Here is a 16,390-nt window from a genome sequence, read left to right as displayed (position 1 = left end):
CCGGTTTCATGCCGGGCGCCTTGCCCGCAGCGCCATATAGGCGGTGACAGCCCCCAACAGCAGGATCGAGACCAGCGTCACCCAGACAAAGGATTGCTCGAAAGCCGCGCGGGCAAGGCCGGCCAGCCGCTCGGCGGCGTCGGCGGGCATGGTTTCGGCCAGCAACAGGGCCTCGTCCAGGCTGTCGAAGGCCACCGGGTTGTCCGAGGCATGGGCGGGCAGGTTCAGCATATAGGCCGCCGACATCACGCTGCCCAGGATGGCGATGCCAAGCGCGCCGCCCAGTTCATAGGACACCTCCTCGACCGAGGCGGCCATTCCCGCCCGTTCGCGCGGCGCGCTGGTCATGATGACGGAAGAGGCCGCCGTCATCGCAAAGCCCACGCCCAGGCCCAGCAGGGCCAGCGTCGCGCCCTGCCAGAGCAGGTCCGCGTTGCGCAGCGGCAGATAGGCGGACAGCCCCAGCATGGAAACCGCCAGCCCCGCCACCAGCAGCCGCACCGCCCCCACGCGGGGCAAGAGCAGCCCCGCCAGCGGCCCGCCGACGAAGGCCGCCAGCGGGATCGGCAGGATGAACAGACCGGCCTGCAAGGGGGTGCGGCCCAGGACCAGTTGCTGGCGCTGGCTCATCACCAGTTCCATTCCCACCAGGATCATGGCGGCGATCAGCGCGCCGACGACTCCGGCGGTGAATTGCGGGTTGCGGAACAGGCGCAGGTCGATCAGCGGCCAGGGCAGGCGATGCTGGCGGCGGACGAACAGCACCAGCGCCGTGCTGCCCAGGATCAGCGCCAGCCCGATCAGGGGCCAGGACGGCTGGCGGCGGGCCATTTCCTTTACCGCATAGGCCAGGCTGACCAACCCGACCATGATCTGGACCGAACTGAGCATGTCCCAGGGATGGCCGCCCGCAGGCCGCGAGGGCGCGATCAGCACCAGCGTCGCCGCAAAGGCGATAATGACGATGGGCAGGTTGATCAGGAAGACCGAACCCCACCAGAAATGCGCCAGCATCACCCCGCCGACGACCGGCCCGAAGGCCGCGCCACCCGAGGCCACGGCGGCCCAGATGCCGATGGCCAGCGCGCGCTCGTCCTCGTCCTCGAAGGTCAGGCGGATCAGCGACAGGGTCGCGGGCATCATCGCCGCCGCACCCACCGCCAGGAGCGCCCTTGCCGCGATCAGCACCGCAGGGCTTGGCGCGAAGGCCGCGATCACCGAGGCCGCGCCGAAGACCGCCAGCCCGATCAGGAACATCCGCCGATGCCCGAAACGGTCGCCAAGCGTGCCGAAGCCGGGCAGCAGCCCCGCCACCACCAGCGCATAGGCGTTGAGTATCCACAGCTTTTCCGATGCCGTCGCCTGAAGGTCGTGGGTCAGCGTCGGCAGCGCCGTGTAAAGCACGGTCATGTCGATGACGATCAGCAGAAGGGCGCTGGAAACGACCGCAAGCACCAGCCAGCGATTTGCATCCGTCATGGTCCCGATCCTGTTCAAGAAGGTTTTGGGGTGATATATACGAATACAAGCGTATTGCAATACGCTTGTATTGGAAAGGAAGAACATGGGCCGCAACCGCGTGATCGACAGGGACAAGGTGCTTGACGCCGCCGAACAGGTGGTGGCGGGGCAGGGTGCGGCAGGGCTGACCTTCGAGGCCGTCGCCCGCGCGGCGGGCATCACCAAGGGCGGCGTGCAAAGCTGTTTCGGCACCAAGGACGCGCTGATCGAGGCGATCTTCAACCGTTGGGGCCGCAGCTATGATCAGGTTTACGACCGGATGGTGGCACGCGATTCCTCGGGCCTTGGCAGGGTGCAGGCGCATGTGGTGGCCTCGTCGCGCTCGGACAAGCTGGCCAATGCGAAATCGGCCAGCCTGACGGTGGCACTGGCGCTGGCGGGGGAACATGCCGCCGACCTGCGCGCATGGTATCGCAGCCGGATCGAGGGGCTGGACCTGTCCGATCCCGCCTCTCGCCGTGCGCTGTGCCGTTTCCTTGCCGTCGAGGGCGCCTTCATGCTGCGCTACCTGGAATTGCTGGACCTGACCGACGAGGAATGGGACGGGATATTCAACGACCTCTCGGCCGGGGACCCACTTGGAACCGCTGGCGAATAGTTTACACATCACCGCAATTCCAAGAGGCAGGAGCAGCGCAGATGTCGATCCAATCCGTCGAGGCGGCGCTGAAGCGCCTGGGGCTGGACCGCTACATGCTGCTGCTGGTCGCGACGATCCTGCTGGCCACCTTCCTGCCCGCGCGTGGCGGTTTCGCGACCCTGCTGTCGGGCGTCACCTATTGGGCGGTGGCGCTGCTGTTCTTCCTTTACGGCGCGAAACTGTCCACCGCGACGATCATGTCGGGGCTGACCAATATTCCGCTGCAACTGGGTTGCCTGATCTGCACCTATGCGATGTTCCCGCTGCTGGTGCTGGCGATGAAGCCGCTGGTCGGGGCCTTCCTGCCCGCTGCCTTCGCGGTGGGGCTTCTGTATCTGGCCTGCCTGCCCTCGACCGTGCAAAGCTCGATCGCCTTCACCTCGGTTTCGGGGGGCAACGTGGCGGGGGCGGTCTGCGCGGCCTCGCTGTCGAACCTGCTGGGGGTGGGGCTGGCACCGCTGCTGTTCGCGCTTCTGGTGCCGTCCGAGAGCGGCTTTCATGTCGAGGCCGCCGCGATCTGGAAGATCTGCCAGCAGATCCTGCTGCCCTTCGTCCTGGGCCAGCTATGCCGCCCCTTGCTGGGCGGGTTCCTGAACCGCCACAAGCTGCCGACGATGATCGTCGACCGCGGCTCGATCCTGCTGATCGTCTATTCGGCCTTCAGCGCGGGGGTGACGGGCGGGATCTGGCAGATCGTGGGGCTGGCGGACCTGGCCGGGCTGGCGCTGGCGGTCGTCTTGCTGATGGGCGTGGTCATGGGGCTGACGGTCCTGGGCGGGCGGGTTGCCGGGATGGGGCGGGCCGATCTGATGGCGTTGTTCTATTGCGGCTCGACCAAGTCGCTGGCGACGGGGCTGCCGATGGCGGGCATCCTGTTCATGGGACAGGATGTCGCGATGATCGTGCTGCCCCTGATGCTGTATCACCTGATCCAGCTTTTCGTCTGCGCCGTCGTGTCGCAACGCACCGCCGTCTAGGCGCCGTCGTCGTTGTGCCCCGCATTGCGCCGCTTCGCGGCGGGGTATTTATGTTCCGGAGAAAGAGCCGCGCCCGCGCCCCGGTGCAGGCGTGGCGTTCGTCTTGTGCGAACGCGGCATTCGGGTGGGCGGGGTTTGACCGGTGCGCCGCAGGGAACCACCTTGGTCCCGCAGCGATTGATCAGATGGAAGGGGTTGGCCGATGGGTATGCTTGTCGAAGGCGCATGGAAGGATATCGGTTATGGCACCGAAAAGAGCGGCGGTCGGTTTCAGCGCAGCGAGACCGTCTTTCGCAACTGGGTCACGCCCGATGGCCGTCCGGGGCCGGATGGGGAGGGGGGCTTTCGGGCCGAAAGCGGCCGGTATCATCTTTATGTCTCCTATGCCTGTCCCTGGGCGCATCGGGCGCTGATCTATCGCGCGCTGAAGGGGCTGGCGCCCCATATCGGCGTTTCCGCCGTGCATCCGCTGATGCTGCGGGACGGCTGGACTTTCGACAGCGATTTTCCCGGTGCGACGGGTGACGACCTTTACGGGCTGGCCTTTCTGCGCGAGCTGTATCTGAAGGCGGATCCGCGCGCCTCGGGGCGGGTCACGGTGCCGGTGCTTTGGGACAAGGAGCGCCAGACCATCGTTTCCAACGAATCGTCCGAGATCATCCGCATGTTCAACTCGGTCTTCGACGGGCTGACCGGCAACCGGCTGGATTTCTACCCCGAAGGCCTGCGCGCGCAGATCGACCGGCTGAACGACATGATCTATGAGCCGGTCAACAACGGGGTCTACAAGGCGGGATTCGCCACGACCCAAGCGGCCTATGACGAGGCGGTGACGGTGCTGTTCCAGCGGCTGGACGAGCTGGAGGCGCTGCTGGCCGACCACCGCTATCTGACCGGCGGGCAGGTGACGGAAGCGGACTGGCGGTTGTGGACGACGCTCTTGCGCTTCGATCCGGTCTATCACACCCATTTCAAATGCAACCGCGCATGGCTGCGCGAATATCCCAACCTGTGGGGCTGGACGCGCGAACTTTACCAATACCGGCAGGTGCGCGAGACGGTGCGTTTCGACCATATCCTGCATCATTACTACCGCAGCCACCCCTGGATCAATCCGCATGGAATCATTCCGATCAACCCGGTGATCGACTGGGATGCGCCGCATGGGCGCGATCACCTGCCGCGCGACTAGCGGGCGAAGGCAGGCGCGTGGCAGAGGGCCAGATGCCGGGGCAGGTCCGGGCCGATGGCTTGCAGGCAGGGACCTGCATGAGGCGCCGTCCAGTCCACGGGGCGAAAGCCGAAGCGGCCATACCAGCCGGGATCGCCAGCCACCGTCACGATGTGATCGTCGAAGGCTGAAAGGGCCGCGCGGACCAGCGCCGATCCGATGCCGCGTCCCTGCATCTGCGGCAGGACGGCGACCGGGGCCAGTGCGAGGGCGGGGCGCTCGGCCGTGATCGGCGACAGGGCGGCGTGGCCGATGATCGTGCCCCGTGCCTCGGCAACCAGCGACAGGGCCAGATCGCCGTCCCGGCGCAGGGCCTGGACCAGTTCCGCCTGGTCGGGCGAGCCGAAGGCGCGGGTCAGCAATTCGTGGATGCCGCCAAGGTCTTGCGGCGCCTCGGGGCGGATGCGGGGCAGGATGTGTTCGCGCTGGAACTCGCGCCGGATCTGGCCGCTTTGGCGGCCCCAGTCGCTGGTAGCGGTGCGGGCCTGATGGGCGGCGAAGGTGTCGTCGCCGGTGAAGATCTCGTCCAGCGACCAGACAAGGGGATCGTCGGACTGGCTCAGATCAAAACGCAGGTTGCCCGGCTCGGCGCGCGTGGCGGCGGCGTGGCCGGGCAGCAGCCCAAGCGCAAGCATCATCTGCGCGGCATCCGCGCAGACCAGCCGGCCTTGCAGGGATACCAATGGGCGCGTCAGCGGGATCTCGACCCCGTCCAGGGCCACCCTGGGGGCATGGGCGTGGTGATGTCCGCAGGCGCAGCTCATATCGGGTCGTCCTTGGCCGGGGCCTGTCGTGATCTCATTCCCACTCGATCGTGCCCGGCGGTTTCGAGGTGATGTCATAGGTGCAGCGGTTTATCCCCTTGACTTCATTGATGATCCGCGTGGCGGTTTCGCCAAGGAAGTCGTGGGTGAAGGGGTAGTAATCCGCCGTCATCCCGTCCACGCTGGTCACGGCGCGCAAGGCGCAGGCGTAATCGTAGGTGCGCGAATCGCCCATCACGCCCACCGTGCGGACCGGCAGGATCGCGACGAAGGCCTGCCAGATGTCGTCGTAAAGGCCGTGCTTGCGGATCTGGTCGATGAAGACCGCATCGGCCTGGCGCAGGATGTCCAGCTTCTCGCGCGTGACCTCGCCGGGGCAGCGGATGGCAAGGCCGGGGCCGGGGAAGGGGTGGCGCCCGATGAAGCTGGCGGGCAGGCCAAGCTCGCGGCCAAGGGCGCGCACTTCGTCCTTGAACAGCTCGCGCAGCGGTTCGACCAGCTTCAGGCCCATCTTTTCAGGCAGCCCGCCGACATTGTGGTGCGACTTGATCGTGACCGAGGGGCCGCCGCTGAAGGACACCGATTCGATCACGTCGGGGTAGAGCGTGCCCTGGGCCAGGAACTCGGCCCCCTCGATCTCGCCCGCGTATCTCTGGAACACGTCGATGAAGAGGCGCCCGATGGTCTTGCGCTTGACCTCGGGGTCGGTGACGCCTTCCAACTCGCCCAGGAACAGGTCTGATTCGTCGGCATGGATCAGCGGGATGTTGTAATTATCGCGGAACATGGTCACGACTTCCTCGGCCTCGTTCAGCCGCATCAGCCCGTGATCGACGAAGACGCAGGTCAGTTGATCGCCGATGGCCTCGTGGATCAGCACGGCGGCGACGGATGAATCGACCCCCCCCGAAAGGCCGCAGATCACCTGTTTGTCGCCGACCTGCTCGCGGATCTTGCGGATCGCCTCATCGCGGTAGCTGGCCATCGTCCAGTCGCCGGTGAAGCCCGCCAGACGGGTGAAGTTTTCCAGCAGCAGGCGCCCGTTGGGGGTGTGGTGGACCTCGGGGTGGAACTGGACGCCGTAGAAACGGCGCGCCTCGTCCGCGACGATGGCGAAGGGCGCACCCTGCGAGGTGCCAATGATCTGGAAGCCCGGCGCAAGCTGGGTGACGCGGTCGCCGTGGCTCATCCAGACCTCTTCGCGGCCGGTGGCGAACAGGCCCGCGAAGATGCTGTCGCGCCCGTGCCCCTCGGCCGGGCTGATGAAGGCGCGGCCATATTCGGCATGATGCCCGCTTTCGACGCGCCCGCCCAGCGCATCCATCATCAACTGCTGGCCGTAGCAGATGCCGAGGACCGGCACGCCCAACTCCCATACAAGGGACGGTGCGCGCGGGCTGCCCTGGGCCGGGACCGAGCCGGGACCGCCCGACAGGATCACCGCCCGCGGGGCGAAATCTTGCAAGAAGGCGTCGTCCACCGACTGGAAGGGGTGGATTTCGCAATAGATGTTCAGTTCACGCAGACGGCGCGCGATAAGCTGCGTCACCTGAGAGCCGAAGTCGATGATCAAAAGGCGCTGGTGCTGGGTCATTCCTGCGCTTTAGGCCCGGTCGCGGGCAAGAGCAAGGCCCCGCTGCGTTCGCGGTTCCCGCAACGGTGGGCCGCAGCCGTCGAATGCAACCTTTCCAGTGGCTTGCGGCGACAGCAGCGGGACTGCGCGCGGCGGGCGGGACCTTGCCGCCGCCGGGTATCGAATCGCCTTTGTCCTGCTGCCGATGACGGGGCGCTGCTAGCCCCACAGATCGCCAAGCGCCGCGACCGGGTCGGGGGCCGACCAGATCTCGGGGCCGAGGGCGATGAAATCGGTGATCGGCGACAGTTCCGCGATCAGGGCGGGGGTCAGCGCGCCTTCGGCGACCACGGGCACCTCGACCACTTCGGACCACCATGAAAACAGGTCCGCCGGGGCGGTTTCGCCTTGCCCCAGCGCGCTTGAACCGCAGGGACCGAAGCTGACGTAATCGGCCCCCGCCTCGCCCGCGCCAAGCCCGTCGTGGCGCGAGGCCCCCGCGAAGGCCCCGACGATCGCATCCGCGCCCAATTCCTTGCGGATCGCGCGGATCTTGTGAAGGTTGCGCGTCAGGTGAACCCCGTCCAGCCCGTGGCGCTGCGCAAGCTGGACGTGATCCTCGATCACGATGGCGATGTCGCGGGCATGGGCGATGTCGCGGGCCAGGTCGGCGATGCGGCCCAGGTCGGTCTCGTCCCCCGCGCCGGGAATGCGCAGGCAGGCGACGGGGAAGCGGTCCAGCACCTCGGTCAGCATCGGGCCAAGGGCCGAGGCCGTCGCGCCGACCGGGGTCACAAGGTAAAGCTGCGGCGTGGCTGTCTGCTCGGTCATCACGGTTCCCCAATCGCTCGACCGCCGCGCGGTCGTCATTTTCGTTACCAAGGCAGATAGCGCAGCCCGGCGCCGCTTGCCAGTGCCGCGTTGGGGCGCTATGGCGCGCGGATGACAGCGAATGACGACAGCGGCGGGGCAGGGACGGGCGGTGCAAACCCGGTCGTGATCCTTGTCCGGCCCCAGATGGGCGAGAATATCGGCGCGGCGGCCCGCGCCATGCTGAACTTCGGCCTGTCCGAGATGCGGCTGGTCGCCCCCCGCGACGGCTGGCCGAATCCCCGCGCGGTGGCGATGGCCTCGGGCGCGGCGGGACGGGTGCTGGACCGTGCGCGGGTTTTCGACAGCCTGGCCGAGGCGATGGCGGATGTCGCCTATGCCTATGCCACCACCGCGCGCGGGCGCGAGTTGACCAAGCCGGTCCTGACCCCCACTGATGCCATGAGCGACGCCCGCGAAAGATCCGCACAGGGCCAGCGCGTCGCGCTGATCTTCGGGCCTGAACGCGCCGGGCTGGAAAACGACGACGTCGCACGCGCCAGCGCCATCGTGACGGTGCCGGTCAATCCGGATTTTCCCTCGCTCAACCTTGCGCAGGCGGTGCTTTTGTTGGGTTACGAATGGTCGCGGGGTCGGTTGCCGCCCCAGCCTGCGCCCCACAGCCGCCGGTCCGATGCCGAGGAACCCGCCTCGCGGATCGAGGTCGAGAAGCTGGCCGACCATTGGGAAGAGCGCCTGTCGGACGCCGGTTTCTTCTTTCCGCCCGACAAGGCCCCGGCGATGAAGCTGACGCTGCGCAACCTGTGGTTCCGCCTTGCCCTGACACGGGCCGATACGCGGATCTTCCACGGCATGCTGCGCCAGCTTCTCCGCCGCGATTGACCTTTCACCCCTAAGCCGCCAAGGTCGCGCGCGACCAGCAAGGAGGCACCAGCGATGGCCAAGCGACCCGTCTTTCAGGATGTGACCGAGGCATCCCCGGCACCGCCCGGGCCGGCCGGCGGCATGATCGACGCCGCCCCGAAAGGCGCGCGCCGCGCGATCCGGGCCTGGCTGGTCGTCCTGTTCGCGCTGGTCGTGCTGATGATCGCGGTGGGCGGCGCCACGCGGCTGACCGGCTCGGGCCTGTCGATCACGGAATGGCGCCCGGTCACCGGAGCGATCCCGCCCCTGAACGACGCCGACTGGCAGTCCGAGTTCCAGAAATACCGCCAGATCCCCCAATACGAACTGGTCAATCAGGGGATGGAACTGTCCGAATTCAAATGGATCTATTACTGGGAATGGGGCCATCGCCAGCTTGGCCGGCTGATCGGCCTTGTCTGGGCCGTGGGCTTCGTGGCCTTCGCCGCGGCCCGGCGCATCCCCGCCGGCTGGACCCCGCGCCTCTTGCTGCTGGGCGGGCTTGGCGGCGTGCAAGGGGTGATCGGCTGGTGGATGGTGTCCTCGGGCCTTGGGGGCGAGATGATCCGCGTGGCCTCTTACCGGCTGGCGATCCACCTGGGGCTGGCCTTCGCGATCCTTGGGCTGATCGCCTGGTATGTGCTGCAACTGTCGCGCTCCGAGGCGCAACTGCTGCGCGCCCGCCGTGCGCGCGAGGACAAGCTGTTTCGCATGACCACCGGGCTGATGCACCTGACCTTCCTGCAAATCGTCTATGGCGCGCTGGTCGCCGGGATCGACGCCGGGCGCAGCTATATCGGCTGGCCCAAGATGGGGGGCGAGTGGTTTCCTCAGACGGCTTTCGACCTGTCGCCCATCTGGCACAATTTCTTTGAAAACGGTGGGCTGGTGCAGTTCATCCACCGCATGATCGGCTATTCGGTGCTGGCCTTCGCCGTGGTCGTGTGGATGCGCGCGCGCCGCTCGCCCCACCGGGCGACGCGGGGGGCCTACGGGCTGATGCTGGCGATGGTGGTGTTGCAGGTGGTGCTTGGCATCACGACGATCATCCACGCCTCGCCGCTGCACCTGGCGCTGAGCCACCAGATCGGCGCGGTGGCGCTGTTCACGCTGATCCTTCGCGCAAGGCATCATGCCTGCTATCCTTACGAAACCTCGGTCAGGGGGACCATCCGATGAGCGCATTCGACGAACTGCTTGCCTTCCAGCGCCAGACCGAGGCGCTGTCCTCGATCGCCGAGCGCCTTGGCTGGGACCAGGAAACGGTCATGCCGCGCGGCGCGACCGAACAGCGGGCCGAGGAAATGGCCGCCATCGAGGCGGTCCTGCACGAGCGCCGCACCGATCCACGCCTTGGCGAATGGCTGGACGCCGCCACGCCCGAGGACGCCGAGGACCAGCGCATCGTCGAGCTGATCACGCGCGATTTCCAGCGCGCCAGCCGCATCCCCGCGCGGCTTGCGACGGAACTGGCGCGTATCACCTCGCTTGCCCAAGGGGTCTGGGCCGAGGCGCGGGCCAATGACGATCCCACCACCTTCCTGCCCGTCCTGCACGACGTGCTGGCGCTGAAACGCGAGGAAGCCGCGGCGCTGGCGGATGGCGGCGATCTCTACGATGCGTTGCTGGACGATTACGAACCGGGCGCGACCGGGGCGCAGATCGCGGCGCTGTTCGACGCGATGCGCCCCCGCCTTGTCGCCCTGCGCGAGGATGTGCTGGGCGCCGCGTTCCAGCCGCGCCCGCTGGCAGGCCATTTCCCGCAGGAAACGCAGCTTCGGCTGGCTCGCACCTGCGCCACCGCCTTCGGCTACGACTGGTCGCGCGGGCGGCTGGACCTGGCGGTGCATCCCTTCAGTTCGGGCCAGTGGCAGGACAGCCGCATCACCACCCGCGTCGTGGAAACCGATCCGTTCAACTGTATCTATTCGACCATCCACGAGGTCGGCCATTCCAGCTATGAACTGGGGATCGACGACGACCATGCCTTTACCCCGATTGGCCGGGGCGTCTCGATGGGCGTGCATGAAAGCCAGAGCCGGATCTACGAGAATCAGATGGGCCGGGGCCGCGCCTTCACCGGCTGGCTGTTCCAGCGCATGTCCGATGCCTTCGACGGGATCGACCTGAAGGACGCCGACGAATTCCACGCCGCCGTCAACCGCGTCACCCCCGGCTTCATCCGCACCGAGGCCGATGAGATCCAGTATAACCTGCACATCATGCTGCGCTTCGACCTGGAACGCGACCTGGTGTCGGGGCGGCTGGACGTCGATGACCTGGTCGAGGCATGGAATACCCGTTTCCAGCAGGATTTCGGCGTTGCCGTGGATCGTCCCGCCAACGGGATGTTGCAGGATGTCCATTGGGCGGTCGGGCTGTTCGGCTATTTCCCGACCTATGCGCTTGGCAACGTCTATTCCGGCTGCCTGCATCAGGCGCTTTGCCGGGCCGTGCCCGACCTGGACCAGTCGCTGGCCCTTGGCGATGCGGGGCCGGCGGTCGAATGGCTGCGCGAGAACCTGCACCGCCACGGCGGGCTGTATCCGCCGCGCCAGTTGATCGAACAGGCCAGCGGTGGGGAAATCAGCGAAAAGCCCCTGCTGGACTATCTGGAAGCCAAGTTCGGCGAGATCTATCGTTTGTGATCACAGCCGGGGCGTCAGCCGCAGCCTGATCCCGTCGCGCCCGCGCAGCGTCATCCGCAGGACCGGCACCGGGCGCGCGGCGCCCGGCTTGATGCGGAAGGCCGAGATGATGGCGGCCAGCAGCAAGGGGCCTTCGACCATCGCGAAACCCGCGCCGGGACAGGCGCGGGGGCCTGCCGAAAAGGGGATAAAGGCCTCGCGCTGACAGGTCTTGCCGTTTTCGGTGTCCCACCGGTCGGGGTCGAAGGAGTCGGGGTTGTCCCACAGCCGTTCATGCCGGTGCAGGTGAAAGGGCGAGATGACGACCTGCGCGCCCTTCGGCGCGCGGCGGTTGCGCAGCGTCTCGGCATGGGCGCATTGGCGCACGGTCATGGCGACGGGGGGATAAAGGCGCAAAGCCTCGCGAAAGACGGCGCGGGCGGCGGCAAGCCCGCGCATCCCGGCAAAGTCGCGCGCCGTGCCCTCGGCCGCGATGCGGTCCTGCCAATCGGGGTTCTCGGCCAGCAGGAACAGCGCCCAGGCAAGGGCCGAGGCGCTGGTTTCATGACCGGCAAGGAAGAAGGTCGCGACCTCGTCGATCATCTCGGCATGGTTGAAACAGGCGCCGGTCTGCGGGTCGGGCGTGGTCATGATCTTGGTCGCCAGGTCCTGCGGCGCATCGCCTGCCGCGATCCGCGCCGCGCGGGTGGCCACCAGTTGCCCGATCAGCCCGCGAATGCGCCGCGCCGTCTGCCGTGTGCGGCGCGAATGCAGATGCAGCCAGCGCGGCAGGCCCAGCAGGCCGCCTGCATTGACCATCGGCTGTGCCTGCTGGTGGTCGCGGAAGGCGGCGAAGACCCCGGCGGCGGCCTCTTCCTCGATCGGGATGGAAAACAGGGTGCGAAAGATCACATCGGCGGCGGCGTGGCTGGTCAGCGGCTCGATGTCGATGTCGCGCCCGTCGGCCAGCGGGACCAGCCGCGCCACCGTCGCATCCGAGGCCGCCAGCATCGCGGCAAAGCTGTCGCGCAGCCGCCCGCCCTCGAACGCGGGGTCGATGATGCGGCGCTGATGCAGCCAGCGTTCCCCGTTCGAGATGAAGCTGGAACGCCCCAGCAGCGGCGTCAATCCCGCCGCCATGCGGGGCGACTTGGGGAAGTCCATCGGGCGGCGGCGCAGCACCAGGTCGATCAGGTGCGGGTCGTTGCAGGTGAAGCTGTGGATGAAGGGGGCGCGGAACTCGGCCATCCAGGCGCGATAGAGGCGCGGCGACTGCGCCGACAGGATGTCGCGGCGAAAACCCCTGACAAAACGCCACAGCGACGGGCGCGAATCGCGGGCGGGGGGCTTGGGCGGGATCATGCGCGGCCCACCGGGCGGCCAAAGGGGTGGGCGATGCGTGCGGGCGAATGGCGCCGCCCGGCAAAGCGTTGCGCCAGCGTCATCGGCCCGGCGGTGATGGCGAAATAATCATAGTCCCGCACCCGGTCGAAGGCGCAAAGATATTGGAAATGCAGCCGGAACCAGCGCCATTTCAGCAGCTTTTGCCGTTCCGGCCCAAGGCTTTCGCTGAAGGCGGCCGAGATGACCAGCGGCCCGTGGCGGGTTTCCGGCTCGGCCCCCGAAACCGCGACCGGATCGCAAAGCGCGAAACAGCAGGCATCCCCCGGCGCGGTCACATCGACCCACGCCGGCGCGGGACTGGCGGAAAGGTCGTGCAGGTCGCGCCGCAGCCGGTCCGCGCGGGGCAGGAAGCTGGCCATCGGCACGACATGGCCAAGCGTCAGCAGCGACAGCACGGGACCGTGGGCGGGCAGGCGGCCCGCGCGGATCAGGTCGGCCAGAACCGACACCGCCAGATAGGCGCCCGAGGAATGGCCGATCACCAGGACCTCGTCCCAATCGCCTTGCAGAACCTGCGCGACCCGGTCCGAGAAATGCGCGATCCTGCGTTCCAGCGCGGGCGGGTAGGCGCCCTGATCGCGCGCGGCGAAGGCGTAGTCATGCATCAGGTAATGGGCGAAGATCCGGCCATCGGCGCGTTTCCACATCACCATGACCGCGCAGAAGGCAAGGGCGGCCAGTGCCATCCCCAAGGCCAACCCGGTCCAGCCGGGTAAAGTCCATGCGGCGGCCAGCCCCGCTGCCAACCCGCAGGTCAGCGCGATCAGCAACTGTCCCAGCAGCACCACCACCGGGTAAAGTGCCGCCAGCACCGGGCCGCGCCGCAACCGCATCAGCCGAAACAGCGCGCCCGAGCGCAGGTAGGTCCAGGCCGTGCGCAGCAGTTGCAGATAGGTCGAGGCAATGGACTGCCCCATCGACGCCTGCACGATATCGGACCACACAAGCACCTCGAATTCGGCATGGGTCCGGCGGGTGTCGAACTGTCCTGCGACGGCCCAGCCGAAGCCGTTGGCGTCGCCCCGGTCCGCCGGTTCCAGGCGATAGCCGCAGATGCGCGCCTGATCCGCGCCCTCGCGCCGGTAAAGCTCGCGGTAGCGGCGCGGGGGGATGGGGTCGTATCCCGGCAGATAGAGGATCCGGCGGCGAAAGGGGCGGGTCATACAAGTCTTGGGCCTGTCTGGCTAATCGCCGCAAGCATAGGCAAAATAGGCCATTGGGCAAGTCAGCCCGCGCGCCATTTCGCTTCCAGCCGCTCGATTTCCGCGATGCGGCGCTCGGCGGGGGGATGGGACAGCAGCCATGCGGGGCCGCCGCTGCCGCCGCCGGTCAGCTTGGGCAGCTTGCGAAACAGGCTTTTCTGCGGCTCGGTCCCCAGCCCTGCCTTGATCATCAGCGCGCTGGCGAAGGCGTCGGCCTCGAACTCGTCCTGGCGCGAGAGGCGCGCGGCGATGGCGGCGGCGACCAGGTTGGCGATCCACGGTCCGAAAAAGGGGACGAAGCGCAGGAAGGTGGCCAGCGCCATGCGGATGGCGTTCTGGCCTGCGAAGTCGATCATGCGGCGGCGCGCATGGCCGTGGGCGACATGGCCCAGCTCGTGCGCGATCACCGAGGCCAGTTCGGCCTCGGTCACCTTGCCCTCGTCCAGCCGGTCCAGGAAGCCGCGCGTCAGGAATATCCGCCCGTCAGGCGCGGCCAGCCCGTTTATCGGCGCGATTTCATAGACATGGGCCCTGACCGGCGGCAGTTCCATCGCATGGCCAAGCCGCTCCAGCATCGGCACCAGCCGGGGATGGGTCAGCGGCGTGGATTTTTGCGACAGCTCTTGCTTCAGCCGCCACGACGAAAAGAACCACATCGCGGCAAGATAGAGCGCCAGCAGGATGAAGGGCATCAGCTTGATCATGGGAGAAATATCGGTGCGGGGGCGCCGCGCGTCAATTCCCCGGCGGGCCGTGCGCGATCACATGCGCGGCAGGTCAGCCCAGGATGCGCATGGCCTGCGTCAGCCCTTGCAGGGTCAGCGGCTGCATCCGGTCCTGGAAGATCGCCCGGATCATGGCGATGGATTGCGTCTGCCCCCAACGGGATTGCGGCACGGGGTTCAGCCAGATGTTGTCGGGCCATGCCTCGCGCGCGCGGCGCAGCCAGACCTCGCCCGATTCGGGGTTCCAATGTTCGTTGGCCCCGCCCGGCACGGCGATCTCATAGGGCGACATCGAGGCGTCGCCGACAAAGATCGCCTTGTAATCCTTGCCGAAACGATGAAGCAGGTCCCATGTGGGCGTGGTCTCGTCCCAGCGGCGGCGGTTGTCCTTCCAGACGGATTCGTAAAGGCAGTTGTGGAAATGGAAATGTTCCAGGTGCCTGAACTCGGCCCGTGCGGCTGAAAACAACTCGTTCACCAGCCGGGCATGGTCGTCCATGCTGCCGCCCACATCCAGAAACAGCAGCACCTTGACGGCATTGCGCCGCTCGGGTCGGGTTCGCACGTCGATATAGCCGTGTTCGGCGCTGGCGCGGATGGTGCCGGGCAGGTCCAGTTCCTCGGCCGCGCCGTGGCGCGCCCATTGGCGCAGGCGCTTCAGCGCCACCTTGATGTTGCGCGTGCCCAGTTCCACCCGGTCGTCGAAATCGCGGAACTCGCGCCGGTCCCAGACCTTGACGGCGCGGCGGTGGCGGCTTTCGGCTTGCCCGATGCGCACGCCCTCGGGATTGTAGCCATAGGCGCCGAAGGGCGAGGTGCCCGCCGTGCCGATCCATTTGCTGCCGCCCTGGTGACGCCCCTGCTGCCGGGCCAGCCGTTCGCGCAGCATGTCCATCAGCCGCTCGAAACTGCCGGGGCCTTCGACGGCGGCGCGTTCCTCGGGGGTCAGGAATTTCTCGGCCAGCTTTTCCAGCCAGTCGGCGGGCAGGTCGCGGCTGTCCAGCAGCGCCTCGACGGGAATCGTCCCGATCCCGGCGAAACTTTCGGCGAAGGCGCGGTCGAAACGATCGATATGCGCCTCGTCCTTGACCAGCGTGGTTCGGGCGAGGTGATAGAAACCGTCCACCGACCAGCCCGACAGCCCCGCCCGCATCCCGGCCAGCAGGTCCAGGTATTCCCGCAGGCTGACCGGAACCCCATGCCGGCGCAGGCTGTCGAGAAAGGGGCGGAACATCACATCATCCGGTCGATCAGGATGCTGAGGAACAATCCCAGAATGCCGAAGGCTATCGCGAAACCAACGGCATATTGCAGCCGGTCGGCGCGATTGCCCCGCAATCCGCCTGCGCGTGTCCAGCCGTAGACGGCCCCGATGATGAATGCGGCAATGACGATCATGGGGCCTCGATTACCCCATTGCGGCGCATTGGGAAAGGCCCCTTTCCGGGGTGGGGGCCGCGTCTTTTGGCGGCGTGCCCACTTGAACCGGGCCGGGTGAAAGGCTAATTTTATTTCAACTTGAAATCGGAGGGCGTGTGCCATGACGCCCAAGCGTCCCGCGGGTGCGGACGCGTTCCCCAATGTTGCGGTTGAGCCGATCGACACCCGCTCGACCGAGGAGGGCGGGCTTTATGCTGCGCTCGATCTCGGCACCAACAGTTGCCGGATGCTGATTGCCCGTCCAAGCGGCAGTCAGTTCCAGGTGATCGACAGTTTTTCCAAACCCGTCCAGCTTGGATTGGGGCTGGAATCCTCTGGCCGCCTGTCGCGTTCCTCGATGGCGCGGACGGTTCACGCCTTGCAGGTCTGCAAGCGCAAGCTCGAGGCGCACAAGGTCAGGCGCATGCGCCTGGTCGCGACCGAAGCCTGCCGCCGGGCGCGCAACAGCCGCGACTTCATGCGCATGATTCGGCGCGAGACCGGCCTGCCCATCGAGATCATCGGTGCCGAGGAAGGGGCGCGGCCGGCCGTCGTCCATTGCGCGCCGCTGGT

The 16,390-nt window shown here is 67.2% G+C and carries 15 protein-coding genes and 1 pseudogene; 7 read left to right on the top strand and 9 right to left on the bottom strand.

From position 1 onward, the window contains the following. Positions 1–6: 6 nt before the first annotated feature. Complete coding sequence (locus tag Q0O97_RS14360; RefSeq protein ID WP_294930718.1) at positions 7–1,479, bottom strand: MFS transporter; 1,473 nt, start codon at positions 1,477–1,479, stop codon at positions 7–9. A gap of 85 nt (positions 1,480–1,564) precedes the next feature. Between Q0O97_RS14360 and Q0O97_RS14355 the strand changes: the two genes are divergently transcribed. From Q0O97_RS14355 to Q0O97_RS14345, 3 genes are all read left to right on the top strand, one after another. Beyond that, on the top strand, positions 1,565–2,119 hold the full coding sequence (locus tag Q0O97_RS14355) for a TetR/AcrR family transcriptional regulator (RefSeq protein WP_294930715.1): 555 nt from the start codon (positions 1,565–1,567) through the stop codon (positions 2,117–2,119). Positions 2,120–2,160: 41 nt separating this feature from the next. Further along, positions 2,161–3,138: a bile acid:sodium symporter family protein gene (locus Q0O97_RS14350; protein ID WP_294930711.1), complete on the top strand. Its 978-nt coding sequence runs from the start codon at positions 2,161–2,163 to the stop codon at positions 3,136–3,138. Positions 3,139–3,340: 202 nt separating this feature from the next. Beyond that, the gene (locus Q0O97_RS14345) at positions 3,341–4,330 is read left to right on the top strand and encodes a glutathione S-transferase family protein (protein WP_294930708.1); all 990 of its coding nucleotides are present in this window, start codon (positions 3,341–3,343) and stop codon (positions 4,328–4,330) included. Here Q0O97_RS14345 and Q0O97_RS14340 read toward each other — a convergent pair. From Q0O97_RS14340 to Q0O97_RS14330, 3 genes are all read right to left on the bottom strand, one after another. Next, on the bottom strand, positions 4,327–5,133 hold the full coding sequence (locus Q0O97_RS14340) for a GNAT family N-acetyltransferase (protein ID WP_294930705.1): 807 nt from the start codon (positions 5,131–5,133) through the stop codon (positions 4,327–4,329). The genes Q0O97_RS14345 and Q0O97_RS14340 overlap by 4 nt on opposite strands. Positions 5,134–5,167: 34 nt before the next feature. Further along, a complete protein-coding gene (gene guaA / locus Q0O97_RS14335; RefSeq protein WP_294930702.1) occupies positions 5,168–6,727 on the bottom strand; it encodes a glutamine-hydrolyzing GMP synthase in 1,560 nt (519 codons plus the stop codon). 198 nt (positions 6,728–6,925) lie between these two features. Beyond that, entirely contained in the window at positions 6,926–7,537 is a 612-nt protein-coding gene (locus Q0O97_RS14330) for a thiamine phosphate synthase (protein WP_294930699.1), read from the bottom strand. 111 nt (positions 7,538–7,648) lie between these two features. Between Q0O97_RS14330 and Q0O97_RS14325 the strand changes: the two genes are divergently transcribed. From Q0O97_RS14325 to Q0O97_RS14315, 3 genes are read left to right on the top strand one after another with little or no spacing between them, the layout of a single operon-like run. Further along, positions 7,649–8,419, top strand: coding sequence for an RNA methyltransferase (locus tag Q0O97_RS14325; RefSeq protein ID WP_294930696.1), 771 nt, complete (start codon positions 7,649–7,651; stop codon positions 8,417–8,419). 54 nt (positions 8,420–8,473) lie between these two features. Next, the gene (gene ctaA, locus Q0O97_RS14320; RefSeq protein ID WP_294930694.1) at positions 8,474–9,619 is read left to right on the top strand and encodes a heme A synthase; all 1,146 of its coding nucleotides are present in this window, start codon (positions 8,474–8,476) and stop codon (positions 9,617–9,619) included. Beyond that, the gene (locus Q0O97_RS14315) at positions 9,616–11,088 is read left to right on the top strand and encodes a carboxypeptidase M32 (RefSeq protein ID WP_294930691.1); all 1,473 of its coding nucleotides are present in this window, start codon (positions 9,616–9,618) and stop codon (positions 11,086–11,088) included. The genes ctaA and Q0O97_RS14315 overlap by 4 nt, the downstream gene beginning before the upstream one ends. Here the strand turns inward: Q0O97_RS14315 and Q0O97_RS14310 are convergent, their stop codons facing one another. The 5 genes from Q0O97_RS14310 to Q0O97_RS14290 form a co-directional block, all read right to left on the bottom strand. After that, positions 11,089–12,429 (bottom strand): cytochrome P450, encoded by a 1,341-nt coding sequence (locus Q0O97_RS14310; protein WP_294930688.1) that lies wholly within the window; start codon positions 12,427–12,429, stop codon positions 11,089–11,091. It abuts the gene before it with no gap. Beyond that, on the bottom strand, positions 12,426–13,634 hold the full coding sequence (locus Q0O97_RS14305) for a hypothetical protein (protein ID WP_294930683.1): 1,209 nt from the start codon (positions 13,632–13,634) through the stop codon (positions 12,426–12,428). Before Q0O97_RS14305 ends, Q0O97_RS14310 begins: the two co-directional genes overlap by 4 nt. A gap of 62 nt (positions 13,635–13,696) precedes the next feature. Next, on the bottom strand, positions 13,697–14,377 hold the full coding sequence (locus tag Q0O97_RS14300) for a M48 family metallopeptidase (protein ID WP_294930680.1): 681 nt from the start codon (positions 14,375–14,377) through the stop codon (positions 13,697–13,699). Positions 14,378–14,450: 73 nt separating this feature from the next. Then, on the bottom strand, positions 14,451–15,632 hold the full coding sequence (locus Q0O97_RS14295; RefSeq protein ID WP_294930677.1) for a VWA domain-containing protein: 1,182 nt from the start codon (positions 15,630–15,632) through the stop codon (positions 14,451–14,453). Then, on the bottom strand, positions 15,632–15,796 hold the full coding sequence (locus Q0O97_RS14290) for a hypothetical protein (protein ID WP_294930674.1): 165 nt from the start codon (positions 15,794–15,796) through the stop codon (positions 15,632–15,634). The genes Q0O97_RS14295 and Q0O97_RS14290 overlap by 1 nt, the downstream gene beginning before the upstream one ends. A gap of 142 nt (positions 15,797–15,938) precedes the next feature. Here Q0O97_RS14290 and Q0O97_RS14285 point away from each other — a divergent pair. Continuing rightward, positions 15,939–16,390: pseudogene (locus Q0O97_RS14285) on the top strand (Ppx/GppA family phosphatase); the annotation flags it as partial.

Origin of the sequence: uncultured Paracoccus sp. (assembly GCF_945915435.1) — a bacterium.
Classification (GTDB): domain Bacteria; phylum Pseudomonadota; class Alphaproteobacteria; order Rhodobacterales; family Rhodobacteraceae; genus Paracoccus.
Note: the sequence above shows the minus strand (reverse complement) of the source record. Positions and strands in the feature narration are given on the sequence as shown.